The organism is Coleofasciculus sp. (genome assembly GCF_046539235.1).
Taxonomy (GTDB): domain Bacteria; phylum Cyanobacteriota; class Cyanobacteriia; order Cyanobacteriales; family Coleofasciculaceae; genus Coleofasciculus.
This window is the reverse complement of record NZ_JBKHHI010000001.1, coordinates 48,482-74,451: the sequence shown is the minus strand read 5'-3', so window position 1 is coordinate 74,451 and position 25,970 is coordinate 48,482. Positions and strand designations below refer to the sequence as shown.

Sequence of the window (25,970 nt, the reverse complement as noted above, 5' to 3'; positions counted from 1 at the left end):
TTCTGAGTAAGCATCAATACTCTAAGTTAAATAGCCCGTACCCAAAAAAGACAATGGCAAAACGTGTACAGTTAGTTTTAAATCAAGACGTTAGGAAGCTAGGCAAATCCGGCGAACTGGTGGACGTCGCTCCTGGCTATGCTCGTAATTATTTAATTCCCCATGGGATTGGAACCTTAGCCACTGCTGGTATTCTCAAGCAAGTTGAGCGGCGTAAAGAACAAGAGCGACAACGTTTACTCGAACAAAAGCAGCAAGCTGAAGCCCGTAAGACAGCATTAGAAACCATTGGTCGCTTTACCATCCGCAAGCAAGTGGGTGAACAAGAGGCAATCTTTGGTACGGTTACGGCAGCTGATGTAGCAGAAGCCATTCAAGAAACCACAAACCAAGAGGTAGATCGTCGGGGAATCACGCTTCCCGATATCAGCAAGCTCGGTTTCTACAAGGCACAAGTCAAACTGCATCCAGAAGTTACGGCGGTTATAGAAATTCACGTTGCTCCGATGTAGAGACGTAGCATGCTACGTCTCTACTCCGGATGTAGGGGCGGGTTCCCCTACTCCCCTACCCTCTGCCTTGTTGTACTCGCTATCTCTGGCGATGGCTTTAAATTTTGACCTTTCAATCATCACTAGCTCTATACCGCCTCAAAACATCGAGGCGGAGGAGTCTATTTTGGGTGGGATCATGCTTGATCCTGAAGCCATGAGTCGAGTGGTAGATTTATTATCTCCAGAAGCCTTCTACGTTAGCACTCACCAAGAAATCTATCGATCTGCCTTCATTCTGCACCATGAAGGTAAGCCAACGGATTTCATGAGCGTTACCTCTTGGTTGTATGACCATAAATTATTAGACAAGGTGGGGGGTCAGAGCAAGATAGCGCAGTTAATTGAACGCACGGTGTCAGCCGTGAATATTGACCGCTACGCAGCGTTGGTGATGGATAAGTACCTGCGCCGTCAACTCATCCAATCGGGAAATGAGATTGTTCAATTGGGTTACGAGATGCATAAGGAATTGGACTTTGTTCTTGACCAAGCGGAACAGAAAATTTTCAATTTGACTCAGGTGCGTCCACAACAAGGGTTAGTGCCAATCTCTGAGACATTAATTCAAGCCTTTCAGGAAATCGAAACGCTTCATGAAGGACTTGCCTTACCCGGTATACCCTCTAATTTCTATGACTTGGATGCGATAACGGGTGGGTTTGGGCGTTCTGATTTAATTATTGTGGCGGGAAGACCCTCAATGGGTAAAACTAGCTTTGCGTTGGCTATGGCTCGCAATATTGCCGATAGATTTCCTGTCGCAATTTTTAGTTTAGAAATGTCCAAGGCGCAATTAGTGCAGCGGCTTTTATCCAGCGAGGCGGGCATTGAAAGTAACTATTTGCGAACGGGGCGAATTACTCAAAATCAATGGGAACCCCTCTCCCATGCGCTGGGAACGTTATCAGAATTACCCATTTTTATCGAGGATACGCCTAACCCCACTGTTATGCAGATGCGATCCAATCTGCGGCGTCTCCAGGCAGAACAAGGGGGAACGCTGGGATTGGTTTTGATTGATTACTTGCAGTTAATGGAAGGAAGTGGTAGTGAAAATCGAGTCCAAGAATTGTCTCGGATTACCCGTTCTCTCAAAGGGTTAGCCCGCGAACTGAATACTCCTGTGATTGCCTTATCTCAGCTTAGTCGAGGGGTAGAGGCGCGGACGAATAAGCGACCGATGATGTCCGATTTGAGAGAGTCGGGTTCGATTGAGCAAGATGCGGACTTAGTGATTATGTTGTACCGGGATGAGTATTACCATCCGGATACACCCGATCAAGGGATCACGGAAGTGATTATTACCAAACATCGCAATGGTCCAACTGGTGTCGTGAAGTTGATTTTCGACCCTCAGTATACTCGCTTCCGCAATCTTGCCAATCCCAATCAGTGATTATTTAGTCATTTGTCATTTGTCATTTGTCATTTGTCATTTGTCATTTGTCATTTGTCATTCGTCTTATGTCATTCGTCTTATGTCTCACCAGCCGCCTTGGGTTTAAACCCAAGGCTAAAAGCTTAAGTCAGCTAATTTTTAGTAATTCCACATCGAAAATTAGAGTCGCGTTGGGTGGAATCACGCCACCTGCACCACGAGAACCATACCCCAATTCCGGGGGAACGATTAGCCGCCGACGTCCGCCCACTTTCATCGTGGCAACACCTTCATCCCAGCCTTTGATCACCCGTCCTACACCGAGTTTAAAGGAAAAAGGACGGTTGCGATCGCGGGAACTATCAAACTTGGTGCCATCCTCCAGGGTTCCGGTATAGTGAACCACAACGGTTTGACCTTTTTGGGGTTGTGCGCCTTCACCTTCTTTGAGTTCGATATATTTCAAACCCGATGGTGTGGTTACAACCTCCTGATCGGTGTTCTGTTCCTCAGTTGAATCCGTACTCATAGCAATTGATTGATTTTCAGGGATGGGTTTAGCCTGGGTAACTTGGGTTAGGGGTTGAGGTTGGGTTGGGTTGAGTTCATCGGCGGTTGCACTCCCACGACTAAGTTGAGTCATGACCAACAACAATCCACAGGCAACAATAACACCTAAGCTGATTAGAATATCTCTCAAAATCTATCCTCCTAATTCAATGTTTGATTAACGCCACAGCTTATTTTCTAGATCCCGCACTTGACGTTCCAACCTATCAATGCGCCCACGCAATTCATCCACTTCTGTTTGCCGAGGCACACCTAACTCCTGCAACAGGTTCCGTAGTTGTCGTTCCATGTTGACTTCAAAGTTACCTTGTTCCGATTTGATCTGCTGCACCATATCATCAACGAATCCTTGGGCTTGCTCTGGATTAATTTTTCCATCTTTTACCCATTCATCGCTAACTTCTCGTAGTTTGTCTGCAACCATTGACGTTGTGCCTACACCAACCATCAATAACTGCTTCAGCCAATCTCTATTATCCATACGCTGTTCCTGTAACTCGGTGCTAACCCCAGGATAGGGGAAGGGAGGTTGATTCCAACCCCCAGTTCCATTTTGTGCTATCTTGCCCACAACTGCTGCCGTGTTTACCCACCCTGAAGCGAGAAGCAGGGGTTAACTAACAGCAGAGAAACGACTATCTGTGACTTCAACTTGGTATGATTCAACCGTTTGCCCAGTAACCGATCAAGCGTCTTATATGGTAATTGAGTATCTTAAAATTAGAGTCTCGCCCGAACTTCGGGAAACCTTTATTCAGAAAGATGCCGAAATCTGGACATCGATGCTGGCTCGCTGTCCGGGATTTATCAGCAAAGAAGTCTGGATTGAGCCAGAAACACCCACCGAAGTCATCCTGATCATTCGTTGGACAAGCCGTGAACAGTGGAAAGCTGTTCCACAAGAGCAGTTGGAGAGAACCCAAAAGCGGTTCGACCAAGAGTTTGGCAAAGCGTATCAGATGATTCAGGCGAGTGAATATCAAGTGAGAAAATTCCCCCAAACACCCAGCTGACGTTAGACCTGATGCCCAATTGTCCCCGTTGCCATCAATCTATCACTAATCGAGAAATTACTTGTCCTCATTGTGGCATGATTCTCAAAGCCTACGGTCATCCGGGTATTACCTTACACCGAGCCGTGGAACCAGAGTATTTGTGTCAAACCTGTCTCTATCATGCTGATGATACTTGTACGTTTCCTCAACGTCCTTATGCCAAGGAATGTACCCTTTACACGGATAAAGACCAGTCTCCGCTCGAACCTGAGTCGATTTATATGCCGCGTCGTACTCTCTTACAAGCGGCAAAATTGTGGTGTCAGCGTCACCCAGCCGTAGTCGGGTTACTGGGATTGCTTGCTGTTAGTATAGTGTTTACTTTACTCTCTAACTCCTGAGTGGTTACACTTTGAATTAAATCGCTTTTTATGCCCAATCGGGGAAATGCCGTAGTAAATTGCCCACAGACTTCTAGTCTGTGGCTATACAAACTAAGTCCGCAAGGTAAGGACTTAATTTAGCCTGCGGAGGTAGGCTTTGTTTGTGTAGCCGCGATTTCCAATCGCTAGGTACTTTTTCCTTGAAGCCTGCGGTCTAATTGTAACCCGCTATCAATAGTGAGCGCACTATTGTGAAAAAATGGAATTAGATTTTTTGAGATTCTTTGATGCTTGTGATCCGAGTAAAACCCTCGCGATCGCGAATCCTGAAGATAAGCAGTATTATATTGATTTTGCTTCAGTTCGGGGCGGTAAGATTATTGAAGCATTGGAGCATTGGAACGGACGATTGTTTTGCGCTCCCGTCTCAATCAACCAACCTGTCAACTGTTTACGGGACATATTGGCTGTGGCAAGTCTACGGAGTTACGCCGCTTACAAGCTGACTTAGAGGCACAAGGCTTTCATGTCGTCTATTTTGAGTCTACCCAAGACTTGGATCTGACTGATGTGGATATTACCGATATTTTACTCGCGATCGCGCTATTATTGGTAACCGACATTCACAGCAATTTTCTAAATCTGTGTTTATCCGATTCGACAACGACGAATGCTCCGGCTAATTCTGCTTCAGAATAGGTTTGTAGAACAAGTTCTAGTTGATTATGAACAGCATTAACGGTACTCGGCAAAATTCGCAGATAAATAACACCCGTTCCCATTGCTCTGACAAAAACTAAATTACCGTAGTCCCTGTCTCGCGTCACCAGAATACGCTTCTGTTCCTGTGCTACCCTGAGAATTTCTTCATCACTAGCTTGTGCCAAACCAATCTCAGCAACCAGAACCACGTCATGTCCAGCATTAGCCAGAAAGCTTGCTGTTAGATGATACACATCTTGGTCAAGTAACAGATTCATGCTCAAACTGAAACCAGATGGATATCTTCAGCCGAAACCAGTGCAATAGCATAACCCAAGCAAGCCCGAATATCCTCAATCTCTAAATCAGGATAATAGTCTTGCCTAATTTCTGCAAATGACAATCCCTCACTGACTAATTCCAAAACACTCTGCACCGTAATCCGTGTACCTGCGATGCAAGGTTTACCAAAGTGGATGTCAGGGTTTACTGCAATTCTCTCCATGATTCAGCACGACGTTCCCGTTGCCTTTATTTGAGGTGCGTTACGCTTCGCTAACACACCCTACATTCTACTACATTCTACTGGCGTGGCACACCTTAATTGGTGGATTAGCATCGTAGGGGCGCATGGCGTGCGCCCATTCCAACAGTAAAATCTATCCCACAATTTTAACTGTGTCAGTCCACTACAAACGATGACGCGACTGGACAACCCTGTAAGCTTCTACTGGGCAAATTGCCCGAAAAACTGGCATCCTACTATCTATATAGATGAACTTAACCCCGCCTTCAGTCATCTATCGTTTGGCTTATCTGTCATCACTAAACACTGGCACCGACTGAATCCGGATTGGCTCATCTATCCACAGAACCCTTTCAGGATAACGATTATGCCCTACCAAAATATTAGCGCGACGCTGTCGGACGAAGATAAAGCCGCGATTAAAGCCGCTATCAAAACCATTGAAGAAAAACTCTCATTCTTAGTCAATCTGAGTGTTGAAGAACGCCGCAAGCTGTTTAAAATGGGCGATAAAAGCTTAGGCTTTGTCCAAAGCGCCGACGAGTTAAGCAGTTGAGGAATATTGAAAACGGCACGATTAGATGAGGATGCAGGGGGAGAAAAAATTATTGCGGCTTGAGCCTGATTGTTTTGTTGTTTAGGTTTGGCTGGGCTGCATCCCGGTTGTAGAGACGTTGCATGCAACGTCTCTACAGGGTGGAGAAGAGATGGATTCTGTTGACGAGTGTTAAAGACTCATCGGTGAGTGTTAAAGACTCGTCGGTGAGTATCAAAGACTCGTCGGTGAGTATCAAAGACTCGTCGATGAGTATCAAAGACTCGTTGGTGAGTATCAAAGACTCGTCGGTGCGCCCCTACAGGGATAGCGAAGGGGTTAGAGGGTGAAGCGCTCAACTAAATAACGCTGAAACTCCACACCCTGACGCTCGACAATCTCCGTATCATAGACATGAAAGCCATATTTTTTAAACAACCCCAAGCTAAACTCACTGGCTTCTGCATATAAGCGCTCAATGGTGTGATTTTTGGCATAATCCAAGAGCGTTTGCATCAGAGTCGAACCAATCCCTTGATGGATGCGATCGCGCCGGACATAAGCTGCGGTAATATGACCATTATCGGCTATTCCAGCAAAGCCGAGAATCCCCGTTTCATCTGTCGCCAGAAATGTCGTCGCTGCCAAGATAAACTCGCGAAAACTGGCAATGTCCGATGCAAACGATGCCCAGCTATGGGTTTGTTCAGGGGAGTAATAGTGCGGCGCGATCGCAAGTACCGTTTCTTGATACAATTGTGCCAGTTCCGGAATATCTAATTCTTGTGCCATCCGAATCGTCATGTTTATAATCGGTGAAAAATTAGGTCACCGATGCTGCTGTTTCGTCCGTCTCTGTTGTCAGTAAATGGTCTTCTGAAACCTGCTCCGTCGATTGGTCTTTTTCGGTACACACATCCAAATTAAACCAGAAGGTTGTACCAATCCCCACTTCACTAACTAAATAAACTCGGCTGTGATGTTTTTCCACAATATTGCGGACAATAGAAAGACCTAAACCTGTCCCTTCCAGGGTATGAACTCGATTCTCGACGCGGAAAAATCGATCAAAAATGTTTTCTTGATCCTCCCAATCAATCCCAATACCTGTATCAGAAATTTCCACCCGAACTTGGGGAATTTCATCCGGATGATTGGGATTGCGTTCTAGGGGATAGGCACGAATAACTACTCGTCCACCGGATTCTGTGAATTTCAGTGCGTTGCCTACTAAGTTATCAAAGACTTGCAGCAATAAGTCATAATGCCCTAACACGGGAGGCAATTTAGGCGAAATTTCCTGTACCAGTTCAATCCCTTTATCCCGGGCATTAAGCTGGTAGGTGCGGAGGGTTTGCTCCACGGGTCCAGCAATATCTACGGGTTCAAAGTGATAAATGCGGCAAGATGTCTCCAGTCTGGACAAATCTAAAACATCATTAACCAAACGAGTTAAACGGTCTGTTTCTCGATTCGCCGTTTCCAGAAATTCTTGCCGTTCTACCTCGCTCAGGTCTTCGCCGTATTCGTGTAGGGTTTCGATGAATGATTTGATGTTAAATAACGGTGTTCTCAGTTCGTGAGAAACATTGCTAATAAACTGACTTTTTGCCTCATTCAGTTCAACCTCACGGGTAATATCCTGCACCGTCATCGCAATACCTTTAATGCTCTCGCGGTATTGGTCAAACACCCGCGTCAGCAGAATCCGAACAGTACGCAGTGTTGGTTCAGTCAGGGTAATTCGGAATTCCTCCCCTTCCCGTTCCGCCGCTGTTTCGCCGCCAGCAATTTGATACAGGGGGCGGGTTAGTTCTAGGGTTACGGCTGTCGGTAGATGATGCAGCACGTTTTCACCAACCAGGGTATGACCATCCCAACCAAAAATACGCCGCGCTGTCGGGTTGACCAAAATCACTTTCAATGTGGTATCGAGCAATACAGCACCATCGGCAATCGTAGATACCAAGGTTTCCAGTTTGGCTTTTTCTGCGGTCAATTCCTCAATATTTTGTTCTTCATAACGCTCTAAGCGTTCTGCCATTTCGTTGAAGCTGGAAATCAGTTCTCCCAGTTCTCCACCCAGGGGTAAGTCAATGCGCTGCTTGAAGTTCCCTGCAGCAATATTTTTGACACCCGTGAGCAGTTCTTTAATCGGTTGGGTAATCGTCAAGGCGTTAAATACCGCGCCCAGAATCACCATCACCCAAATCGAGATAAACACGGCAATGGTGACATCTCTAGTTAAATTCGAGGAGGCGACAACCGTGGGATTGGGGTTAATGCCAATGGCTAAAACACCAAGATAGTTCCCTTCATGGGTGAGCGGGACAAAAACATCCGTAACTTCCCCATCTGGGGTCAGATGCTGACGAACCATCGGCAGGTCAGAGTTTTTGGCGTAGTCTTCGGGAAGCTGAATCCGGCGTCGAATGGAGAAAGAATTGTGGACTTCCGATTCAGAAAAGGGGATGCCGAAGAAAATTCTGCCATCCTCATCCGCGTAAATCATATAGCGCACACTAGAGGTACTGCTATAAAAACGGTGAGAAAAGCGAGCGACTTCGGTGAGATTGTTTTCGGCAATCTGAGGCGCTACATTAGCCGCCAGCAGTAGACCCAAATCCCGACCAAAACGAGTATCGTTCACTCGGGCGTCTTGTTGAATCGTGTTGACCGCCCAAAAGGTCAAGCCACTCATAATCAGGGAGACGGCTAAGGTCGCCGCCGCCATTAATCGGGTCTGGAGGGTAAACTCCGACCACCACCGTGCCAGTATTTCTCGGAAGGTTTTCAACAAAGCCAGCAAAATTGGTTGATGAGCATTAAAGTACCCTAACCTGCTTATGCGCTACGCGCACGCTTTTCAAACGCTGAGTTTGGGGCTTCTAGCATCCCTACATCAGCCTTGTGCAGTGACGTTCTTATTCGTCTTGGCTTACGCCACGCTTACGCGAACGGGATTTCCCGTCTCATCGGCCCGATGCCAGGTTAGTTACTTTCTAGGTTCCTAGAGAGTCCTCCAACTTTGACCCTGAGCGAAGTCGAAGGGTCAATCTGGTGATGGTCTTACTCAGCGTCCACAGGCAGTAATTTATTGAGCCCGCTTGGTTTTCGCGGATTACAGACAGTTGGAGTACCAACCAGATAATGATCATTATTCAGACACCCACAAGGGGCATACTTCGTAATTGTCCGGCTATCCATCCCCACCGTGTAGACGGGTTTGGAATTCCGCCAACTTTATTAATTCTCTCAAAAATTGAGGCGTTGAGCAAGGATAAGTAGGTTGGTGGAAATAAACCGAACTGTGTTAAGTTCTGTTCTCTGCCTCCTGACCTTCTGCCCTCTGCCTTTTGCCTTTTGCTTCTGCCTTGTCCCCATCCAAACCGGGGTAGTTAACCCGGATTTAGAGGCTTCAGGTTTGGGTGAAGCGATGACCAATATCTTTACGATAGTACATTCCCTCAAACTCAATACAGTCTATCGCCTGATAGGTGGCTGCGATCGCGCCTTCTAATGTTTCGCCTGTTGCTGTCACCGCTAAGACGCGCCCGCCATCGGTTAGCATCTGTTCCTGCTTAAACTGAGTTCCGGCACAAAACACCATAGCCCCCCGTTCCTGGGCTTGTTCAATCCCATTAATAACATGACCCTTCTGATAGGCCTCTGGATATCCTTGAGCCGCCGCCACCACACAAGCCGCCGCCCCAGGATGCCAGCTAATTGGCGGAATTTCTGCCAGTTTCCGCCCGGTACAAGCCAAGAGCAACTCGTGCAGGGGCGTTTCCAGTAAGGGTAAAATCGCTTGAGTTTCTGGGTCACCGAAACGACAATTAAATTCCAGCACGGTGGGATCACCTTGAGGCGTAATCATTAATCCGGCGTAGAGAACACCGCGATAGTCAATTCCTCGTTCCTGCAACGCCTTAACTGTGGGTTGGAGAATGTCTTGTTCAATCCGTGCCATCAAGCTAGGATTCACCAGGGGAGAGGGAGCAAAGGCGCCCATCCCTCCAGTATTGGGTCCCGTATCGCCTTCACCAATCCGCTTATGATCTTGAGCGGGTAATAAGGGACGAATCGTCATGCCATCGGTTAGTGCTAAGACGGAGACTTCTTGACCCGTGACACATTCTTCGATGACCACAGCATTAAACTTATTCTTAAACAAGAACTCAACCGCCGCCACCGCTTCTTCAATGGTTTGAGCCACCGTAACCCCTTTTCCGGCTGCCAAACCATCTGCCTTGACGACAATTGGGGCCTCTTGCTGTTTCAGATATGCGATCGCCTCATCCTTATCGGCAAACATAGCAAACCCAGGAGTGGGAACCCCAGCCGACTGCATTAACGTTTTCGCCCAAGCCTTACTCGATTCAATTTGGGCACCCGCTTGAGTTGGACCAAAAACCACCAAGTTTTGACGACGTAGGTAGTCCGTAATCCCCAACGCTAGAGGGAGTTCCGGACCCACAACCACTAACGAAATATTATGAACTAAAGCAAACCGAGCAATTCCGGCAAAATCATCCACTCGTAAGGACAGATTCTGACACTGGGGGTTTGTCGCTGTACCCCCATTGCCAGGAACACAGATTACTTGTTTAATCCGTTGAGATTGCAACAGTTTCCAGGCGAGGGCATGTTCGCGTCCCCCATTGCCAACCACCAAAATCTTCACGTTAGCCTTGCGCTCCCGAAGAAATGAACGATAAAGTAGACACTGCCATAAAGCAGGGGGTACATCGGCTTGCGCTGTACCCATTGAGTGTGTGAGTTGAGCAAATGTTCTCCATTATGCCATGGCATTGGGCAATGATTTACATCGGTGCTAGCCGTTCAGGGAATTTCTCTGAGTTTTCTGCTGTGGATAGGGGTCAGTTCACTCATTAGATTTATGAGTATTCTTTAAAAAACTAAATATAGCCAGTTTATAATGATTCGGATTCGCGAAAAAATGGGGCTGAAAAGCATGTCCAGCAAGGGCTGCTATTTGATGACGAATTTATACACACTGTCTGTTTGTATATTTTAGTTAAAAGTAATAAAGAACACAGAATTTTCAATTCAGGTTGAGTTAGGCTACATTCAACAATTAGTTAATAGCCAAAATTTTTTTTCAAGTCGGAAGAACTGGAAAACAGAAGTCAAAAGGTAAAGTTATGCTTAATTTACCGGAAAGCCAGAAGTTACCAGCAAACCAAAAGCCTTATATTGAGCTTTCTGTGGTTATGCCTTGTTTAAATGAGGCGGAAACGCTGGAAACCTGTATTAATAAGGTGCAAGAGTATTTCGCCCAATATGATATCTCAGGCGAAGTTGTCATAGCTGACAATGGCAGCACGGACGGGTCGCCAATTATTGCGAAGCAAATGGGCGTTCGGGTTGTAAATGTGAAAGAGAAAGGATACGGTAGCGCCTTGATGGGTGGTATTCGTGCCGCACAGGGGGAATATATCATCATGGGCGACGCTGATGATAGTTATGACTTCACCAACCTGACTCCTTTTCTGAAAAAGCTACGAGAGGGCTATGATCTGGTCATGGGTAATCGCTTTAAAGGTGGGATCAAGCCAGGGGCGATGCCAAGGCTACACAAATATTTAGGCAATCCTGTCTTGACATGGATAGGGCGTTTACTGTTTCCTAGTCCCTGTGGTGATTTTCACTGTGGACTTCGTGGTTTTCGGAGAGACGCGATCGCAAAACTTAACTTACGCACAACCGGGATGGAGTTTGCTAGTGAGATGGTAGTGAAAGCCAGCTTGTATAAGCTGCGGATTACGGAAGTCCCGACAACCCTATCTCCGGATGGTCGCAGTCATCCTCCTCACTTGCGGAGTTGGCGAGATGGTTGGCGACACTTGCGATTTTTGCTACTGTAACTACGCGAGTTTTTTTTACAGGTAATTTATCATAACCACTCGAGAAGAGCCTTATTTTTTTAAATTGATGGTAAACCTCGTTATAAAACCAAAAAGTAAATTCTAAATCCCAAGAAGTCCTGTTATCCTTTTTGCTGTTGATAGCGCTGTTTAAATTCTTGCTGTCGTTTTTTGTGATCCACGATGGGTTCAGGATAACCACAACTCGAACGTTCATCCGCCGGAATTTTACCTGTAACCAGATATTTTGTATCCAGTGAACTCAACTCCGGTAACCATTGGCGAATATACTCCCCATCAGTGTCATATTTTTGTGCCTGACTCGCGGGATTAAAAATTCGCAAAGGTTTCGGGTCCATTCCACTGGACGCACTCCATTGCCAGCCGCCATTATTAGCCGCTAAGTCACCATCATATAATTTTTGCATAAAATATGTTTCGCCCCACTGCCAGTTAATAATCAAGTCTTTAGTTAAAAAACTGGCAACAATCATCCGACAACGGTTATGCATCCATCCCGTTTCATTTAATTGGCGCATGGCAGCATCTACAATCGGATAACCGGTTCTACCTTCACACCAAGCTTGAAATAGGGCTTGATTATTATCCCAGGGGAAATCTTGAAAGGTGTCGCGATCGGGTCCCTCGGCTAATTCAGGAAAGAAATAAAGGGCATGTTGATAGAATTCTCGCCAAGCTAATTCCTGTTGCCAGGTTTGAATACTATCACGAGTTTCATCGCTACGGCTGCCCTCTATAGCTGTTTGTGTGGCTTGCCAAACCGTGCGAATACCAACCGCACCAAATTTGAGGGCGGCGCTGAGTCGGGATGTGTCATCAATGGCGGGGAGATTGCGTTGGTGTTGGTATGTTTCAATGGCGCGATCGCAAAATTCCTCTAGTCTCTCTTTCGCGGCTTTCTCTCCCGGTTTCAGCAGTAGGGGATTGTCCCAGGTAAACCCTAACTTTTTCGCCGTAGGTAACTCAATTGTGCCAACTTTCTTGACCACATCCTGTTCCGTTTTAGTTAATCCTTCAGCATTTTTTAATGATTCAGCAGGGGCGGCTTTGGCTTGGTCTTTCCAGTTTTTCCAGAAGGGGGTATAAACTTTGTAAGGATCGCCGGAATTGGTGCGAATTTCGCCGGGGGCGTGTAAGAGTTGATCCCAGAACTGTTCAACCGCAATCCCTTTTTCTTCTAGGGCATCTTGTATCGTGCGATCGCGCGTTTGGGCATAGGGTTCAACATCCCGGTTCCAGACTACCGCTTTGGCGTTGAGAGCGTCAGCTAGGGCGGGAATTCCTTGACTGGGGTTTTGATGCAGGATTAACAATTGACTCCCCGCTTCAGCGTAGCGTTGTTGTAACTCCTGCAAGCAGCCAATCATGTACGTGACTCTGGCTGGGGCGATATCATCCCGTTCTAAGATATCTGGGTCAAGACAAAAAACTCCTATCACCTTCTGGCTTTTTTGACAAGCCTCAGCCAGACCAATATTATCAGAAATTCGTAAATCACGGCGATGCCAGAAGAGAATCAGATCATTCATGAATGATGAGTTTTGAATTGGTAGGGGTGGGCGCGAGCCTTTCTGGTTTCGCTGTCGATTATAACGTTTATTCAAAACCCGCCCTCCAAAGTAATCAATCAAGTACATTCAAAAGGCTAGTGTGTTAGATTAGCCGTAATCCATGAATTTCGCTAGTCGTATTTATATCAACGCCAGGAAACCCAACAAAATAGGGCTAAAGCCCTGACTACGAACCCAATCATCAAGCACCAAATTAAGATAATATCTTTTCCGTTCAGTAGAGACGTTGCATGCAACGTCTCTACTATATTTGCCACACAACCCTATTTTTCAGCATAACCAATAGCTCCCCTCTCCCCCGGTGGGAGAGGGGCTGGGGGAGAGGGGGTTGTGGCTTAAGTTGACACGCATAACTGACGTGCGCCCCCACGGTTTCTGGGATATCTTCAAAAACAATTAACCCACTATTGCTGTAAAAATTGACGCGCTAGGAAAAAGCTACAAATCGATTTTGCATCAACCGCATCTCCCCCATAAATCGCTTTTTCTAATTGTTCAGGTGTCATCAATACCGTTTCTAAATCTTCATCCGTATCCAATCCTGGCGGTGTCTCCAATTTCTCTAAATCTTGCGCCAGAAATGCGTAAATATATTCATCAGAATACCCTGGTGCTAAGGGAAAATTCCCCAAAGATTGCCAACGGTGCGCCCGATATCCGATTTCTTCTTGGATTTCCCGTTGGATTGTGGTTTCGGGATCTTCTAAAGGTTCCACCGTACCCGCCGGAAACTCTAATAACCGCCGTTGTACCGTAAACCGATATTGACGCACAAGTACCAGTTTCCCATCTGGGGTAACCGGAACCGCTAGCGCCCCACCGGGGTGACGCACGCATTCCCAGTCGCCTTTAGCTTGGTTGGGAAGACGCAGGTGATTAACTTCAAAGTTAAATTTGCGTCCCTGATAAACAAAGCGTTGTCTGAGTAGTTGAGGGGGTTCTTGACCTTGAGGCATGTCTAACTATACGGGGTGAACTCCAGAACAGTCTACCCTTTGTACGAGTTGTGCGATCGCACATCCGGATGTTGGTTCGATCCAGTCGGGGGCTATTTCGGCTAAAGGAACCAGGACAAAGGCTCGTTCGGTCATCCGAGGATGGGGGATTTGCAGGGTAGGAGTGTCTATTATTAAATTATCGAATAATAAGATATCTAAGTCTAGGGTTCTCGGTCCCCATCTTTCCCGCCGTTCTCGCCCGAACTGTTTTTCGATGCTGAGGGTGGTTTGTAATAAGTCCTGGGGCGTTAGCTGTACCTCTAGAATCACACAACCATTGAGATAATCCGGCTGCGGCGGACCAATCGGGGCGGTTCGATACCAGCTAGACTCAGACGTGACCGTTATACTGGGAGTTTTCGCTAACATAACTATAGCCGCCTCTAGGATGGCACGGGAATCCCCCAAATTGCTCCCTAGCGCGATCGCACATTGTTGAGATTGTGACACAAAATTTCCCTGCGGTTAAGTTTATAGATTACCAGAAATAGACTAAGCTTTTGCTGCTATAGAGATGTATTAATGCACGAAGAAAAAATCCTCGGTCTTTGGTTATCCGGACCCAAGGGAACAGTTTACTCCCTAGCGATGAGTCCCGATGGCAAGACTTTAATCAGTGGTGGCGGTGATACAATTGTGCGCGTCTGGGATTTAAGCAATGGAGAGGAACTCTCCTGTTTTAGAGGTCATTCTGACTGGGTACATGGGGTAGCGATTAGTCCCGATGGTCAAACCGTGGTAAGTGGGAGTTTTGATCGCACCCTGAAAGTGTGGAACCTGAAAAATGGGGAGGAACGATACAGTCTAAAAGGTCATTCGGATCGAATATATTGTGTAACCATTAGTCCTGACGGACAACGAATTTATAGCGGTAGCCAGGATACTACGATTAAAGTTTGGGATATCAATAACGGCGCTGAACTTCACACGCTAACCGAACCATCAGACTGGGTGTATTCCCTCGCCATAAGTTCAGATGGTCAACGATTAGTTTGTGGTTGTGCTGATGGTACGATCTGGATTGGTCATCGGAAAATACTCACAGGTCATGTCGGTAGCGTTACCTCAGTGGCAATTAGCCCCAATGGGAAAACATTGGTGAGTAGCAGTATTGACAAAACGATTAAAATCTGGGAGTTGAGAACAGGAGAGGAAATTCGCACATTAATGGGTCATTTTGGAACCGTTACTTCAGTGACAATTAGCCGAGATGGACGCCGAATCATTAGTGGAAGTAATGATAAAACCGTTAAGGTTTGGGATTTACAGACAGGGGACGTTTTGCACACAATTAGTGATCATGCAGAAGCCGTTTTAGCGGTAGCAATTAGTCCAGATGGAAAAACTATCGCCAGTGGTAGCCAGAATGACGTGATTAAAATTTGGGAAGTGAGATAGTGTAGGGGCGGGTTTCCTATTATCATTTTTGACATCACCCAGATGCAACTAAACCCGCCCCTTTTTAGGTGTGGGCTTAGCCATTCAAACTAGGCTTTCACCAATAAACGTTCAACAAAACCCGCCCTTATTCAAAGGTTTTTTTACCAATAACTACGGGTATGATAGATGAACGACACAGCCGGACATGATATCAAAACATTAACGCCCCTGACAAAGCATAAATGACAATTAATCCTGAGTAATTACGCGCACCAAAGTAGCCGTATCAAAGACATCGGAGGGATAATAAACCGTCTCATAATCATCGATCACGATTACCGCTTTTTTCGGTTGAGTATCCTCTTCACCCAATTGCTGCTTAGCGACTTCGGGATTATTGAAACAAAACCAAACTTGGCGATCATCTCCCTGAAATCGGGGTAACTGTTTGGCGGCGGCTTCATCAACAACAAAACAGGGTATCTCGGTGTTTCCTGGAAGCTGGTGATTGGGTTCGTAAGTCCCCGTGATAGCAATTTTACCCCGAAATTGGACTCGACCAATCACACCATAGTTGGGTAATGAATCAGCTTGAACGGAAACGACTTCCAGACCCATAAATTCCTCTCCTGGTTGGAGTTGACGGGGGTCAAAGTGGTTATCAACCGCTTTCAACTCAAACGATAAGTCTTTAGTCAGTTGTGGGGATGGGTAAGTCTTAGCGGCGAATGCAGCCGTACTCCCTAAGCTTATAAGTAAAATAAGTGCGATCGCGGTTTGATGTTGACGCATTGGTAAATAAACTCATTGAAGGTTAATGATTTATTGTGATAAAATTTACTAATTAAGTAGTCGGACAAAAGAAAAGTGAATTGGTATTTGTTAAACTAGTTCAACACAACACACCCAAGTATGCCTTATCTGAACCATTCAGCCTATTGAAACGAGAAAATGAACTCTATAACGTGCTGAGTATCCTCAAAAAATTAGGTCAACTGATGAATAACGAATCATAAATTTAAATTCCCTCTTCCTTAACCAATGACAAATGACGATCTACTCACTATGTCTCATCGTCCCATTTACCTTGACAACCACGCTACTACTCCCATGGATGAACGGGTGCTAGAGGCAATGCTGCCTTATTTTAGAGAACATTTTGGCAACCCTTCCAGTATCAGCCACGCTTACGGTTGGGAAGCAGAAGCGGCGGTGAAACAAGCACGACAAACCCTGGCTGACGCTATCCACGCTACATCCGAGGAAATTGTCTTCACCAGTGGTGCAACAGAAGCGAATAATTTAGCGATTAAAGGGGTGGCTGAAGCTTATTTTAGTAAAGGGCGTCATATTATTACTGTCCAAACCGAACATCGGGCGGTGCTTGATCCTTGTACCTATTTACAAAACTTAGGATTTGAGATCACGCGGCTTCCGGTTCAAAGGGATGGACTACTCGACGTAACCCAGCTTGAAAAAGCAATTCGTCCCGATACAATTTTAGTCTCGGTGATGGCTGCCAATAACGAAATTGGCGTGTTACAACCCCTGACTGAAATTGGGGAACTGTGTCACCAGCATCAGGTACTCTTCCATACCGACGCCGCCCAAGGGATTGGTAAAATCCCCTTGGATGTCCAGGATATGAATATTGACTTGATGTCCCTAACTGCCCATAAACTTTATGGTCCTAAGGGTATTGGGGTACTTTATGTCCGCCGCCGTAATCCTAGAGTTAAGTTAGCCTCACAAATACAGGGAGGGGGACAGGAACGGGGAATCCGTTCGGGTACTCTCTACACGCCGCAAATCGTTGGCTTTGCCAAAGCGGTGGAACTGGGATTAGCTGAACAAGCCTCTGAATCTAAACGCCTCATCCAGTTACGGGAACGGCTGTGGAACACCCTCTCTCTGGTAGGCGGGATTCACCTGAATGGTCATCCTCGGCAGCGATTGTCAGGGAATCTTAATATTTCTGTGGAAGGGGTGGATGGTTCCGCCCTGCTGTTGGGATTGCAGCCTGTAGTCGCGGTTTCGTCAGGTTCTGCTTGCTCCTCGACTAATGTAGCGCCATCCCACGTCCTTTTGGCATTAGGACATTCAGAATCCCTAGCTCATGCTTCGATTCGGTTTGGTATCGGGCGCTATAATAAAGCCGAGGAAATCGATACCGTTGGTCAACAAGCGATCGCGACGATTGAGTCCTTGCGTCAAGCTCAAACCCATAAAACGCCGGTTTTGTAACCCGAGTTAGGGTGATGGAGGTAGTTTTGATTGTTGAGTGTTGACCCTTCACTTTGTTCGAGAGCATGGCGTGTGAGTCTGTAGGGGCGGGTTTGACCAATAACGTTCAGAAGGAAACCTCTAATTTAACTAAACCCGCCCTGAGTAAGGTTTGAATTAACTCCTCCAGCTCCCAGACGCGCCATGGCGCGTCTCTACATTGCTCCCCCAGCCTCCCCTGTTTTCCCGGCACAGATAACCCCCTCACAGCGAAACTAATAGTCTTACCCGTTAACAATCAACAATCAAAGCAGTATAATGTAAAATTGAGGAAACAGTTGCGTACCTACAGTGACACTAGGTTCGACCTGTAGAAACTATCTCATAGATACTGTCCGTAACTGATTCACACTTCCAGACTTTTGACTTGCACGTTACCAAACTCCAATGCTAGCCCTTGGGCGAAGGGATATGACATTGGCTACCTGTAGCATTGGAGAAAAAGTAGATCCATGAGAGTGTCAGTAGTCTTCAGTCACTCCCCGATCACAATTTACGTTTTCTAAGTAAAGCTAAAGTTTTTGCTTTTCAGAATCATAAAGGGTAGCCAAAGTAAGAGTGACCGATCAATTTTAGGTATGCGATTTAAGATTTTTGGTGGAAAAGGTAACTCAGACAAGCATTCAAGCATTATTCAAGCTTGGCTCGTTTGCCTGTTCTCTAAACTAATCAGCTATCTAAAATTTCAACTTAGACCAAGCTTCAGTACTTGAGCGTACTGCCAAATTTTGAGGAAATTGAATGGCAAAGCAAATTATTATTGCAGAGCAATATCGGCTGGCTGCTGTCTTTTCAGAAGATCAAATCCAAGAACTTGTCGTTGCCACGGGCAGCCACCAAGTAGGTGATATTTATCTCGGCATTGTCGAAAACGTTTTACCAGGCATTGATGCTGCATTCGTCAATATCGGTGATGCCGAACGCAATGGATTTATTCATGTCACCGACTTGGGTCCTCTGCGACTTAAACGTCGCTCCGGAGCGATTACGGAACTGCTCACCCCGCAGCAAAAAGTCTTAGTCCAAGTGATGAAGGAGCCGACGGGCAATAAAGGTCCTCGGCTGACCGGAAATATCAGCTTACCGGGTCGTTATCTGGTGCTGATGCCTTATGGACGAGGGGTTAATTTATCCCGACGGATTAAGAACGAAAACGAACGTAATCGCCTCAGAGCCTTGGCTGTGCTGATTAAACCCGCTGGGATGGGATTATTGGTTCGCACAGAAGCCGAGGGCAGAGCCGAAGAAGCGATAATGGAGGATTTGGAGGCGCTGCAACGCCAGTGGGAAGCCATCCAGCAGGAGGCAACTTCGACCAGAGCGCCGGCTCTACTTAATCGCGATGATGATTTTATCCAACGAGTCCTCCGCGATATGTACACAGCGGATGTGAATCGGATTGTGGTTGATTCCAATACTGGGGTCAAACGGGTAAAACAGCAGTTAGTAAGCTGGAGTGGTGGTCGATCACCGGAAGGGGTTTTAATTGACCATCACCGCGATCGCCTCTCGATTCTCGATTATTTCCGTATTAATGCGGCGATTCGAGAAGCCTTAAAACCACGAGTCGATCTGCCTTCGGGAGGCTACATTATCATCCAGCAGACGGAAGCTCTCACTGTCATTGATGTGAACTCCGGTTCCTTTACCCGTTCCGCCACGGCGCGGGAAACGGTTCTTTGGACGAACTGCGAAGCCGCGACGGAAATCGCCCGCCAATTGCGCCTACGTAATATTGCTGGCGTAATCATCGTGGACTTTATCGATATGGACTCGCGGCGTGACCAATTACAAGTTCTGGAACATTTCAACAAAGCGTTGAAAATGGACAAAGCCAGACCCCAAATCGCCCAATTGTCAGAACTGGGGTTAGTCGAACTCACCCGCAAGCGCCAAGGTCAAAATATTTACGAATTATTTGGTCGCACTTGTCCAAGCTGTGGTGGATTGGGACATCTGGTACATCTTCCCGGTGAGCCAGAACCTCAAGTTCAGCAAGAGCCAGAGCCTATTTCTCGCGTTGAAATCCCAGAAACCCCTGATCTTCCAGAACCCCTGGATATCCCTGGCTTTAATGAACCGGATGAACTTGAACTCAATCATCCGAGTTATCAAGAACGGGGAATCCCTAATGGCACTAATCGCCGCCGTCGTCGTCGCCGCCTGGAGGATGTAATCTCCAAAGATGAACCCGTAGCCAAGAGCAATGTTCGCCCAATTACCCTGTCCCAACGTTCCTCTGATGTGAGTGAAGATGTAGAGGAGATGAGGCGCGATACGACATCTGTTGAACGTCCCATCGTGTCAGATTCCAGTGAACGAGTGGGCAAACCCCAGCTCATTCGGTCGGTGGTAGAAATGGAACCGCCGCAAGTTATTCAGGTTGAGATGACGCCGGAAGAACAGGATGTTTATGCCTTGATGGGCATTTCACCATTAGTGCGGTTAGATCAGGAGATTAGAAATCCCCGATCAGTTATGGTTTCGGTGGTGCTTCCTGGAGAAGCTGAATCGGGTTCTTCTGACAATGACACCACAGACAATGACACCACTGACGATTCATGGGAGGATAGGTCTGACCCATCAGAGGACTCAGACTTAGAAGAGAGTTCAGACAAGGTACTGGTTACTTCTTCTGGAGAAGCCGTTGATGTTGATTTAGAATCATCGGCTGATTCAACCTCAACCAGCGAATCGGAAACAAAACCGCCTTTGATTCGCCGTCGTCGCCGCCGTTCTTCAGCAATGGAGAATGAGTAAGGGATAAAGGGGTTTCAAAAGCGGATTTGGTATCACTCCCCTCACCCCTAGCCCCTCTCCCACGCTTGGATACTGCTGGTCATTAGACCCCTCCCCAAACCCTTCCCCGAACCTCTCCCTAGCCCTCTCCTACAAGGAGAGGGAAGTGGAAGATTTTTTTCATTTGGAGGTACGGATACATACCTCAAGGCTTGCCAGTACTGGTTTTTACGAATGGCACTGAAATAAGCTATTTTGGATCACCGAAACCCTTGATATACCGTAGCTAGTAGGGTGGGCATTGCCCACCAGCCTTAATTCAGTATCATTCACCTTAAGTTGACTCTCTTGAATCCATGAAAATGGAAAATTCAGCTAACTATTGTCAACTACCGGAACTATCGGGCGATCGCAAATTGGTTGCCGGAGTCGATGAAGTTGGGCGTGGCGCTTTATTTGGTCCGGTTGTAGCAGCAGCGGTTATTTTACCTGCATCGACTCTGCCCAATTTGGCTAGTTCTGGAATGAAAGATAGTAAACAGTTAACTCCTCTACGACGCCAAAAATTGGCGCAAGCGATTCAAGAGTTAGCCGTCGATTGGAGTATTGGTTATGCCACCAGTACTGAAATCGACCAAATTAATATCTTACAAGCCTCTCTGTTGGCAATGAAACGGGCTGTGCTTAAGTTAAAAGTGCAGCCTGATTTATGTTTGATTGATGGGAGACAGGCATTGGTAGGTTTACCTGTACCCCAAAAAAGTCTGATTAAAGGAGATCAGCGATCGCTGGAAATCGCCGCGGCTAGCATTGTGGCAAAAGTCTGGCGCGATGATTTAGTTGGGCGTTTAGCGACGAAGTATCCCGATTATGACTTAGCCGCTAATAAGGGGTACGGAACTCAACGACATCGTTTAGCCCTGCAAGAGTTGGGTCCTTCGCCCCAGCATCGCCGTTCGTTTCGTCCTTGTCAATGTCAACTGAGGGATGGGGGATGAGGGAGATGGGGTGTAGGGATGCCGAGAAGCGGAGGAGCAGGGGGAGCAGAGGGAGCAGGGGGAGATGGGAAGATGAGGAAGTTAACTCAACACTCTACCTTACCTGTTCCCTGACAAATGACTAAATGGTGGGATTATCGACTGGTGCAAGGTGTTGAGATTTAGATTGAGTCAGGGTTGAACGATCCGCGTTAGCCCATTGCCGATAATCCAATAGCAGTTGATGCATTAATTTCTGTTTAATTCGCAGTAACACACTTTTGAGTAATCCATTTCCGGTTGTTTCAATAATGGGTTGGGGTGTCATCGAGAGAGGAAAGGGAATATCAACCCGAACCTTTAAATCAGCCTTACCTTTGAGCCGAGTGGTGTTTTGCTGTTGCTCAGGATAGAGTTTTCCTTTGACCTCCAGGGTAAAGCGTTGATTGATGTAGTCTAATCCAGGAATGTCACAATCTACCGATCGCAGATGAACTGTACCGTCACCATCTGCCCAAACTTTGAGGGTGACTCGCGGTTGAAAGGTTAACGACAGAAAATTCAATGGACGCATCTTTAGGCGAAACTGCTCTGGACTTAGTTGCTCGATCAGATTCGGATCAGCGATCGCGTGTACTAGACGCTGAGGTTGACGTAAATAGTGCTGAATGGGGGCAGGTTGTGCAGGTACAGTAATTTCTACGGATTGGGATGCAGTAAACTGGCTGGTCATAAGGTGGGAGAAACGTTGGGTTTCGTCTAAGTTTCTTAAAGTTAATCTTACTTTAATTAAAGTTTATTTACATAACTGGGGGAAATTTTTTAAGCTTAGGGAGATTAGGGAGTCTCGTCAGTGAGACCACAGCTTATGACTTAAACCTTACCCTACTCTGATTGTAGAAATTATAATAATCAAGCGTTATCTTCCTATAGAAGACTCTAAGGATGCATCGATTCAGTCTAAACGTTTAGTCCCAAGGAAGGAGACTATTCAATTTTATGACTGAGAACGGTTAAAAATGCTTGACTGTACATAGTGTAAAACGTATCGTATGTCAATCTCGATTGCCCATCTCGGACCACCAGGGACTTACGCGGAAGCGGCTGCCTTAGCTTACTGTCGCACTCTTACCGATGAATTTGATTCAAAACCCTGGTTATGTCCTTATCCCAGCATTGCCCAAACCTTGCACGCCGTCGCCAAAGGGCAAGCGGATTTGGCGGTGGTGCCTGTGGAAAATTCCATAGAAGGTAGTGTCACGATTACATTGGATACTTTGTGGCAACTCGATCAACTGCAAATTCAACAGGCATTGGTTTTGCCAATCCAACATGCCCTGATGTCACGGGCATCTCGTCTTCAGGCAATCCAAACAGTTTATTCTCATCCTCAAGCCCTTGCCCAATGTCAAGGGTGGCTAGAAAACAGTCTACCCTTGGTACAACTCATACCCACAAACTCAACCACAGAAGCCTTACAGCATCTGGATACTGACTATACGGCAGGTGCGATCGCGTCTCAACGGGCGGCGATGCTTTATCAATTACCTATCCTGGCAGGGGCTATCAATGATTATCCAGACAACTGTACTCGTTTTTGGATTGTAGGGCAGCAATCGTCTCCTGGGGGTAGTCATACCTCCCTGGCTTTTAGCACACCCGCCAATGTACCGGGAGCCTTAGTTAAACCTCTGCAAGCCTTTGCCCAGCGTGAGATTAACCTGAGTCGGATTGAGTCTCGCCCGACGAAGCGATCGCTGGGTGAGTATCTTTTCTTTATTGATTTAGAAGCCAATGCCTCTACACCGTTGGTGCAAGAGGCACTCTCAGAAGCTGCCTCTCATACAGAAATTCTGAAAATTTTTGGCAGCTACAGCGTCATACCCATTGATTCAACTGCGCTGATTGAGAATTAAGCTTAATTAAATGCATCTTTAAGGACTGTACGGGCAGCCAAATGATTGCGCGTGGAGGTAAGTATTTCCGCTTCGCGCTCCAAACGGGCTGCTGTATCCTGCATTTCTAACAACGCTTGTTGTTCGGAGGCGACGCCGTAAAGATTGCCCGCTACCCAATACGATAGTTCTAAGGGAAGGTCTGGCAAGTCTTCGGGCAGCTCGATTTTCTGATCCGTCAGCTTGGCAGAAAGATGGACAACATCTCGCAGCAATTGCTCAACGGATGTGGAAATTTCTTTTAAGTCTTTTTGAGAGGGTTGATCCTCTATCCATTCCACTAATCCGACACGATAGGGTTTTTCTCGGACGTATTCTAAAACCCGAAATCGTTGCTGACCGAGGGTTAAGACTTTCATCCGATCATCAGGCAGACGCTGGAAATGTATAATTTCAGCGCAGCAGCCAACGGCGGCGGGTTGACCTTGCACCGGGTCCCACATTAATACCCCAAAACGCCGATCGCTCTCCAAAATCGTGTTCATCAGGATACGATAGCGAAATTCAAAGATATGGAGGGGCAGAGGACGTCCCGGAAATAGAACCACTTCTGGCAGTGGAAACAAAGGAAGTTCTCTAACAGCAATTGAGGAAGAGGATGCCATTGTGCCTTGGTGAAAAGGGTAACTGCGCTTCTTTACCTACTTTAACGGATTTTTTGGGGACAAGAAGCCACAAAATCCGTTAAAGCTGTACGAACTCATATCTTGTCCGGTTTTATGGCATGTCTATTACCTGTACTGATTTGGGCAATAGAATTACTCTTCTACCCTCCTACCCTTCTCCTCTTCCACCTTATAACTTCACTTCAATATCCACACCAGCCGGTAAATCCAGTTTCATCAGGGCGTCAATGGTTTTGGACGATGGCTGATAAATGTCAATAAGTCGCCGATGAGTACGGGTTTCAAAATGTTCCCGCGAATCTTTATCAACGTGGGGCGATCGCAAGACACAATAAATACGACGTTTGGTCGGTAAGGGAATTGGACCGACGGCGGCAGCATTGGTGCGATTTGCTGTATCCACAATCTTCTCGCATGAAGTGTCTAGTAATCGCCGATCAAATGCTTTAAGACGAATCCGAATTTTTTGCTGCTGAATCGTTGCCATTTTTTTGAGTTGTCTAGGTTCTGAAATAATTAGGAGTTTGTTGAGTGTTGAATGAATGTTCCCGAACTCAGAACTCAACACTCAGAATTCATAACGTTTTGCCAACACAGAGAATAAGGAGCAGAGAAAAGCATCAGCTTCTCTGCTCCTACTCTTTGGAGTGAGAACAGTGCTACTTGAGGATTTTGGAGACAACACCTGCACCGATGGTGCGACCGCCTTCACGAATGGCAAAGCGCATTCCTTGTTCAATCGCGATCGGGTTGATTAACTCCACGGTCATTTTTACTCGGTCTCCCGGCATAACCATTTCCACATTGCTACCATCATCAGCGGTGTAGGAACTGATTGTTCCCGTCACATCGGTGGTACGAACATAGAACTGAGGGCGATAACCGGAAAAGAACGGAGTATGACGTCCTCCTTCTTCTTTTTTGAGGACATAGACTTCCGACTCAAACTGAGTATGAGGAGTGATCGAACCGGGCTTGGCAATTACCATTCCCCGCTCAATATCTTTCTTCTCAACACCTCGGAGCAGAATTCCGGCATTGTCACCCGCCATCCCTTCATCGAGACTCTTCTTAAACATCTCAATGCCGGTGACGGTTTTCTTGACCGTATCCCGGAGTCCAACTAGCTCAACTTCGTCGCCAATCTTGACTTTACCGCGCTCGATCCGACCCGTGGCGACTGTCCCCCGACCGGTGATGGTGAAGACATCTTCAACTGCCATCAGGAAGGGCTTATCTACATCCCGTTCTGGGGTAGGAATGTAAGCATCGACCTCGTCCATTAACGCGTAGATCTGATCAACCCACTCATCATCACCCTTCTTAAGGTTTGGGTTAGAGGTAAGAGAGTCAAGCGCCTTTAACGCCGAACCTGCCACGATGGGAATATTATCTCCATCGAATTCATAATCACTGAGGAGTTCGCGGACTTCCAGTTCCACCAATTCCAGTAATTCTTCGTCGTCCACCATGTCTTTCTTATTCAAAAAGACCACCAAGTTGGGGACGCCTACCTGCTTGGCAAGGAGGATATGTTCCCGTGTTTGGGGCATCGGACCGTCAGCGGCGGAAACCACCAGGATCGCCCCATCCATTTGAGCCGCACCCGTGATCATGTTTTTCACGTAGTCAGCGTGTCCTGGGCAATCAACGTGAGCGTAGTGGCGATTCGCCGTTTCATACTCAACGTGAGCGGTGTTAATGGTAATCCCCCGCGCCTTTTCCTCTGGTGCCGCATCGATTTCTTCGTACTTCTTGGCGGTTGCTTGACCTGATGAAGCCAGAGTCATGGTAATGGCAGCCGTCAACGTTGTTTTGCCGTGATCTACGTGACCAATTGTGCCAATGTTGACGTGGGGTTTAGTCCTTTCAAACTTTGAGCGTGCCAT

General features: G+C 46.7%; 26 protein-coding genes and 2 pseudogenes. 13 read left to right on the top strand and 15 right to left on the bottom strand.

Going from position 1 to position 25,970, the window contains the following annotated elements; all coding sequences use genetic code 11:
* Nucleotides 1-53 precede the first annotated feature (53 nt).
* A complete protein-coding gene (gene rplI / locus ACLFWI_RS00330) occupies nucleotides 54-512 on the top strand; it encodes a 50S ribosomal protein L9 (protein ID WP_446409927.1) in 459 nt (152 codons plus the stop codon).
* A 91-nt stretch (nucleotides 513-603) separates the two neighbouring features.
* Nucleotides 604-1,950 (top strand): replicative DNA helicase, encoded by a 1,347-nt coding sequence (gene dnaB / locus ACLFWI_RS00325; RefSeq protein ID WP_446411234.1) that lies wholly within the window; start codon nucleotides 604-606, stop codon nucleotides 1,948-1,950.
* 130 nt (nucleotides 1,951-2,080) lie between these two features.
* Here dnaB and ACLFWI_RS00320 read toward each other — a convergent pair whose 3' ends face one another.
* Nucleotides 2,081-2,632 (bottom strand): FKBP-type peptidyl-prolyl cis-trans isomerase, encoded by a 552-nt coding sequence (locus ACLFWI_RS00320; RefSeq protein ID WP_446411233.1) that lies wholly within the window; start codon nucleotides 2,630-2,632, stop codon nucleotides 2,081-2,083.
* 27 nt (nucleotides 2,633-2,659) lie between these two features.
* Nucleotides 2,660-2,983 (bottom strand): phasin family protein, encoded by a 324-nt coding sequence (locus ACLFWI_RS00315; protein ID WP_446357297.1) that lies wholly within the window; start codon nucleotides 2,981-2,983, stop codon nucleotides 2,660-2,662.
* Nucleotides 2,984-3,200: 217 nt separating this feature from the next.
* On the opposite strand from ACLFWI_RS00315, the gene ACLFWI_RS00310 reads away from it, so the two are divergent.
* The 3 genes and pseudogenes from ACLFWI_RS00310 to ACLFWI_RS00300 all read left to right on the top strand — a co-directional run.
* A complete protein-coding gene (locus ACLFWI_RS00310; RefSeq protein WP_446411246.1) occupies nucleotides 3,201-3,515 on the top strand; it encodes a TIGR03792 family protein in 315 nt (104 codons plus the stop codon).
* Nucleotides 3,516-3,526: 11 nt separating this feature from the next.
* The gene (locus ACLFWI_RS00305; RefSeq protein WP_446410897.1) at nucleotides 3,527-3,898 is read left to right on the top strand and encodes a hypothetical protein; all 372 of its coding nucleotides are present in this window, start codon (nucleotides 3,527-3,529) and stop codon (nucleotides 3,896-3,898) included.
* Between the two features lie 241 nt (nucleotides 3,899-4,139).
* A pseudogene (locus tag ACLFWI_RS00300) lies at nucleotides 4,140-4,483 on the top strand (ATP-binding protein); the annotation flags it as partial.
* A gap of 20 nt (nucleotides 4,484-4,503) precedes the next feature.
* Here ACLFWI_RS00300 and ACLFWI_RS00295 read toward each other — a convergent pair.
* Together ACLFWI_RS00295 and ACLFWI_RS00290 are read right to left on the bottom strand one after the other, a co-directional pair.
* The gene (locus ACLFWI_RS00295) at nucleotides 4,504-4,860 is read right to left on the bottom strand and encodes a DUF5615 family PIN-like protein (protein ID WP_446411232.1); all 357 of its coding nucleotides are present in this window, start codon (nucleotides 4,858-4,860) and stop codon (nucleotides 4,504-4,506) included.
* Nucleotides 4,861-4,862: 2 nt separating this feature from the next.
* Nucleotides 4,863-5,087: a DUF433 domain-containing protein gene (locus tag ACLFWI_RS00290; RefSeq protein WP_446411231.1), complete on the bottom strand. Its 225-nt coding sequence runs from the start codon at nucleotides 5,085-5,087 to the stop codon at nucleotides 4,863-4,865.
* A gap of 193 nt (nucleotides 5,088-5,280) precedes the next feature.
* Here ACLFWI_RS00290 and ACLFWI_RS00285 point away from each other — a divergent pair, with 193 nt between their 5' ends.
* Both ACLFWI_RS00285 and ACLFWI_RS00280 read left to right on the top strand, forming a co-directional pair.
* Nucleotides 5,281-5,664, top strand: coding sequence for a hypothetical protein (locus ACLFWI_RS00285; RefSeq protein ID WP_446411247.1), 384 nt, complete (start codon nucleotides 5,281-5,283; stop codon nucleotides 5,662-5,664).
* 122 nt (nucleotides 5,665-5,786) lie between these two features.
* Nucleotides 5,787-5,993: a hypothetical protein gene (locus ACLFWI_RS00280; RefSeq protein WP_446411230.1), complete on the top strand. Its 207-nt coding sequence runs from the start codon at nucleotides 5,787-5,789 to the stop codon at nucleotides 5,991-5,993.
* Here the strand turns inward: ACLFWI_RS00280 and ACLFWI_RS00275 are convergent.
* The 3 genes from ACLFWI_RS00275 to purD all read right to left on the bottom strand — a co-directional run bounded on the left by ACLFWI_RS00275 (nucleotide 5,983) and on the right by purD (nucleotide 10,327).
* Complete coding sequence (locus ACLFWI_RS00275; RefSeq protein WP_446411229.1) at nucleotides 5,983-6,447, bottom strand: N-acetyltransferase family protein; 465 nt, start codon at nucleotides 6,445-6,447, stop codon at nucleotides 5,983-5,985. The genes ACLFWI_RS00280 and ACLFWI_RS00275 overlap by 11 nt on opposite strands.
* A gap of 19 nt (nucleotides 6,448-6,466) precedes the next feature.
* Entirely contained in the window at nucleotides 6,467-8,452 is a 1,986-nt protein-coding gene (gene nblS, locus ACLFWI_RS00270) for a two-component system sensor histidine kinase NblS (RefSeq protein WP_446411228.1), read from the bottom strand.
* Nucleotides 8,453-9,061: 609 nt separating this feature from the next.
* The gene (gene purD / locus ACLFWI_RS00265) at nucleotides 9,062-10,327 is read right to left on the bottom strand and encodes a phosphoribosylamine--glycine ligase (protein WP_446411245.1); all 1,266 of its coding nucleotides are present in this window, start codon (nucleotides 10,325-10,327) and stop codon (nucleotides 9,062-9,064) included.
* Nucleotides 10,328-10,808: 481 nt separating this feature from the next.
* Here purD and ACLFWI_RS00260 point away from each other — a divergent pair.
* Nucleotides 10,809-11,528, top strand: a pseudogene (locus ACLFWI_RS00260) (glycosyltransferase family 2 protein); the annotation flags it as partial.
* Nucleotides 11,529-11,653: 125 nt separating this feature from the next.
* Here the strand turns inward: ACLFWI_RS00260 and ACLFWI_RS00255 are convergent.
* The 3 genes from ACLFWI_RS00255 to folK form a co-directional block, all read right to left on the bottom strand.
* The gene (locus ACLFWI_RS00255) at nucleotides 11,654-13,081 is read right to left on the bottom strand and encodes an FAD-binding domain-containing protein (RefSeq protein WP_446411227.1); all 1,428 of its coding nucleotides are present in this window, start codon (nucleotides 13,079-13,081) and stop codon (nucleotides 11,654-11,656) included.
* Nucleotides 13,082-13,527: 446 nt separating this feature from the next.
* On the bottom strand, nucleotides 13,528-14,079 hold the full coding sequence (locus ACLFWI_RS00250) for an NUDIX hydrolase (RefSeq protein WP_446411226.1): 552 nt from the start codon (nucleotides 14,077-14,079) through the stop codon (nucleotides 13,528-13,530).
* Between the two features lie 6 nt (nucleotides 14,080-14,085).
* Nucleotides 14,086-14,571: a 2-amino-4-hydroxy-6-hydroxymethyldihydropteridine diphosphokinase gene (gene folK / locus ACLFWI_RS00245; protein WP_446411225.1), complete on the bottom strand. Its 486-nt coding sequence runs from the start codon at nucleotides 14,569-14,571 to the stop codon at nucleotides 14,086-14,088.
* A 72-nt stretch (nucleotides 14,572-14,643) separates the two neighbouring features.
* On the opposite strand from folK, the gene ACLFWI_RS00240 reads away from it, so the two are divergent.
* Nucleotides 14,644-15,519, top strand: coding sequence for a WD40 repeat domain-containing protein (locus ACLFWI_RS00240; protein WP_446411224.1), 876 nt, complete (start codon nucleotides 14,644-14,646; stop codon nucleotides 15,517-15,519).
* Nucleotides 15,520-15,750: 231 nt separating this feature from the next.
* Here ACLFWI_RS00240 and ACLFWI_RS00235 read toward each other — a convergent pair whose 3' ends face one another.
* Nucleotides 15,751-16,293 carry a hypothetical protein gene (locus ACLFWI_RS00235; RefSeq protein WP_446411223.1) on the bottom strand — a complete coding sequence of 181 codons (543 nt, stop codon included), beginning with the start codon at nucleotides 16,291-16,293 and terminating at the stop codon, nucleotides 15,751-15,753.
* Between the two features lie 273 nt (nucleotides 16,294-16,566).
* Between ACLFWI_RS00235 and ACLFWI_RS00230 the strand changes: the two genes are divergently transcribed.
* The 3 genes from ACLFWI_RS00230 to ACLFWI_RS00220 all read left to right on the top strand — a co-directional run bounded on the left by ACLFWI_RS00230 (nucleotide 16,567) and on the right by ACLFWI_RS00220 (nucleotide 21,521).
* The gene (locus tag ACLFWI_RS00230; protein WP_446411244.1) at nucleotides 16,567-17,745 is read left to right on the top strand and encodes a cysteine desulfurase family protein; all 1,179 of its coding nucleotides are present in this window, start codon (nucleotides 16,567-16,569) and stop codon (nucleotides 17,743-17,745) included.
* Between the two features lie 780 nt (nucleotides 17,746-18,525).
* On the top strand, nucleotides 18,526-20,544 hold the full coding sequence (locus tag ACLFWI_RS00225; RefSeq protein WP_446411222.1) for an Rne/Rng family ribonuclease: 2,019 nt from the start codon (nucleotides 18,526-18,528) through the stop codon (nucleotides 20,542-20,544).
* 335 nt (nucleotides 20,545-20,879) lie between these two features.
* Nucleotides 20,880-21,521: a ribonuclease HII gene (locus ACLFWI_RS00220; protein WP_446408715.1), complete on the top strand. Its 642-nt coding sequence runs from the start codon at nucleotides 20,880-20,882 to the stop codon at nucleotides 21,519-21,521.
* A gap of 121 nt (nucleotides 21,522-21,642) precedes the next feature.
* On the opposite strand, the gene ACLFWI_RS00215 is transcribed toward ACLFWI_RS00220, so the two are convergent.
* Nucleotides 21,643-22,233, bottom strand: a complete 591-nt coding sequence (locus tag ACLFWI_RS00215; RefSeq protein ID WP_446408714.1) for a DUF1997 domain-containing protein — start codon at nucleotides 22,231-22,233, stop codon at nucleotides 21,643-21,645.
* 319 nt (nucleotides 22,234-22,552) lie between these two features.
* On the opposite strand from ACLFWI_RS00215, the gene pheA reads away from it, so the two are divergent.
* Nucleotides 22,553-23,416, top strand: a complete 864-nt coding sequence (gene pheA, locus ACLFWI_RS00210) for a prephenate dehydratase (protein WP_446411221.1) — start codon at nucleotides 22,553-22,555, stop codon at nucleotides 23,414-23,416.
* 2 nt (nucleotides 23,417-23,418) lie between these two features.
* Here pheA and ACLFWI_RS00205 read toward each other — a convergent pair whose 3' ends face one another.
* The 3 genes from ACLFWI_RS00205 to tuf form a co-directional block, all read right to left on the bottom strand.
* Complete coding sequence (locus ACLFWI_RS00205; RefSeq protein WP_044208968.1) at nucleotides 23,419-24,060, bottom strand: LON peptidase substrate-binding domain-containing protein; 642 nt, start codon at nucleotides 24,058-24,060, stop codon at nucleotides 23,419-23,421.
* A 190-nt stretch (nucleotides 24,061-24,250) separates the two neighbouring features.
* On the bottom strand, nucleotides 24,251-24,568 hold the full coding sequence (rpsJ, locus tag ACLFWI_RS00200; RefSeq protein ID WP_044208966.1) for a 30S ribosomal protein S10: 318 nt from the start codon (nucleotides 24,566-24,568) through the stop codon (nucleotides 24,251-24,253).
* Between the two features lie 172 nt (nucleotides 24,569-24,740).
* The gene (gene tuf, locus ACLFWI_RS00195; protein ID WP_446411220.1) at nucleotides 24,741-25,970 is read right to left on the bottom strand and encodes an elongation factor Tu; all 1,230 of its coding nucleotides are present in this window, start codon (nucleotides 25,968-25,970) and stop codon (nucleotides 24,741-24,743) included.

What these genes read in the sequence shown, in the direction of transcription:
- ACLFWI_RS00280 (WP_446411230.1), top strand. Translation starts at nt 5,787, where the DNA reads ATGCAACGTCTCTACAGGGTGGAGAAGAGATGGATTCTGTTGACGAGT.
- ACLFWI_RS00250 (WP_446411226.1), bottom strand. Translation starts at nt 14,079, where the DNA reads ATGCCTCAAGGTCAAGAACCCCCTCAACTACTCAGACAACGCTTTGTT.
- ACLFWI_RS00305 (WP_446410897.1), top strand. Translation starts at nt 3,527, where the DNA reads ATGCCCAATTGTCCCCGTTGCCATCAATCTATCACTAATCGAGAAATT.
- ACLFWI_RS00295 (WP_446411232.1), bottom strand. Translation starts at nt 4,860, where the DNA reads ATGAATCTGTTACTTGACCAAGATGTGTATCATCTAACAGCAAGCTTT.
- rplI (WP_446409927.1), top strand. Translation starts at nt 54, where the DNA reads ATGGCAAAACGTGTACAGTTAGTTTTAAATCAAGACGTTAGGAAGCTA.
- ACLFWI_RS00310 (WP_446411246.1), top strand. Translation starts at nt 3,201, where the DNA reads ATGGTAATTGAGTATCTTAAAATTAGAGTCTCGCCCGAACTTCGGGAA.
- ACLFWI_RS00255 (WP_446411227.1), bottom strand. Translation starts at nt 13,081, where the DNA reads ATGAATGATCTGATTCTCTTCTGGCATCGCCGTGATTTACGAATTTCT.
- ACLFWI_RS00315 (WP_446357297.1), bottom strand. Translation starts at nt 2,983, where the DNA reads ATGGATAATAGAGATTGGCTGAAGCAGTTATTGATGGTTGGTGTAGGC.
- ACLFWI_RS00230 (WP_446411244.1), top strand. Translation starts at nt 16,567, where the DNA reads ATGTCTCATCGTCCCATTTACCTTGACAACCACGCTACTACTCCCATG.
- ACLFWI_RS00205 (WP_044208968.1), bottom strand. Translation starts at nt 24,060, where the DNA reads ATGGCATCCTCTTCCTCAATTGCTGTTAGAGAACTTCCTTTGTTTCCA.
- ACLFWI_RS00235 (WP_446411223.1), bottom strand. Translation starts at nt 16,293, where the DNA reads ATGCGTCAACATCAAACCGCGATCGCACTTATTTTACTTATAAGCTTA.
- ACLFWI_RS00225 (WP_446411222.1), top strand. Translation starts at nt 18,526, where the DNA reads ATGGCAAAGCAAATTATTATTGCAGAGCAATATCGGCTGGCTGCTGTC.
- ACLFWI_RS00285 (WP_446411247.1), top strand. Translation starts at nt 5,281, where the DNA reads ATGACGCGACTGGACAACCCTGTAAGCTTCTACTGGGCAAATTGCCCG.
- rpsJ (WP_044208966.1), bottom strand. Translation starts at nt 24,568, where the DNA reads ATGGCAACGATTCAGCAGCAAAAAATTCGGATTCGTCTTAAAGCATTT.
- tuf (WP_446411220.1), bottom strand. Translation starts at nt 25,970, where the DNA reads ATGGCACGCTCAAAGTTTGAAAGGACTAAACCCCACGTCAACATTGGC.
- ACLFWI_RS00215 (WP_446408714.1), bottom strand. Translation starts at nt 22,233, where the DNA reads ATGACCAGCCAGTTTACTGCATCCCAATCCGTAGAAATTACTGTACCT.
- ACLFWI_RS00275 (WP_446411229.1), bottom strand. Translation starts at nt 6,447, where the DNA reads ATGACGATTCGGATGGCACAAGAATTAGATATTCCGGAACTGGCACAA.
- ACLFWI_RS00220 (WP_446408715.1), top strand. Translation starts at nt 20,880, where the DNA reads ATGAAAATGGAAAATTCAGCTAACTATTGTCAACTACCGGAACTATCG.
- ACLFWI_RS00290 (WP_446411231.1), bottom strand. Translation starts at nt 5,087, where the DNA reads ATGGAGAGAATTGCAGTAAACCCTGACATCCACTTTGGTAAACCTTGC.
- ACLFWI_RS00240 (WP_446411224.1), top strand. Translation starts at nt 14,644, where the DNA reads ATGCACGAAGAAAAAATCCTCGGTCTTTGGTTATCCGGACCCAAGGGA.
- pheA (WP_446411221.1), top strand. Translation starts at nt 22,553, where the DNA reads ATGTCAATCTCGATTGCCCATCTCGGACCACCAGGGACTTACGCGGAA.
- dnaB (WP_446411234.1), top strand. Translation starts at nt 604, where the DNA reads ATGGCTTTAAATTTTGACCTTTCAATCATCACTAGCTCTATACCGCCT.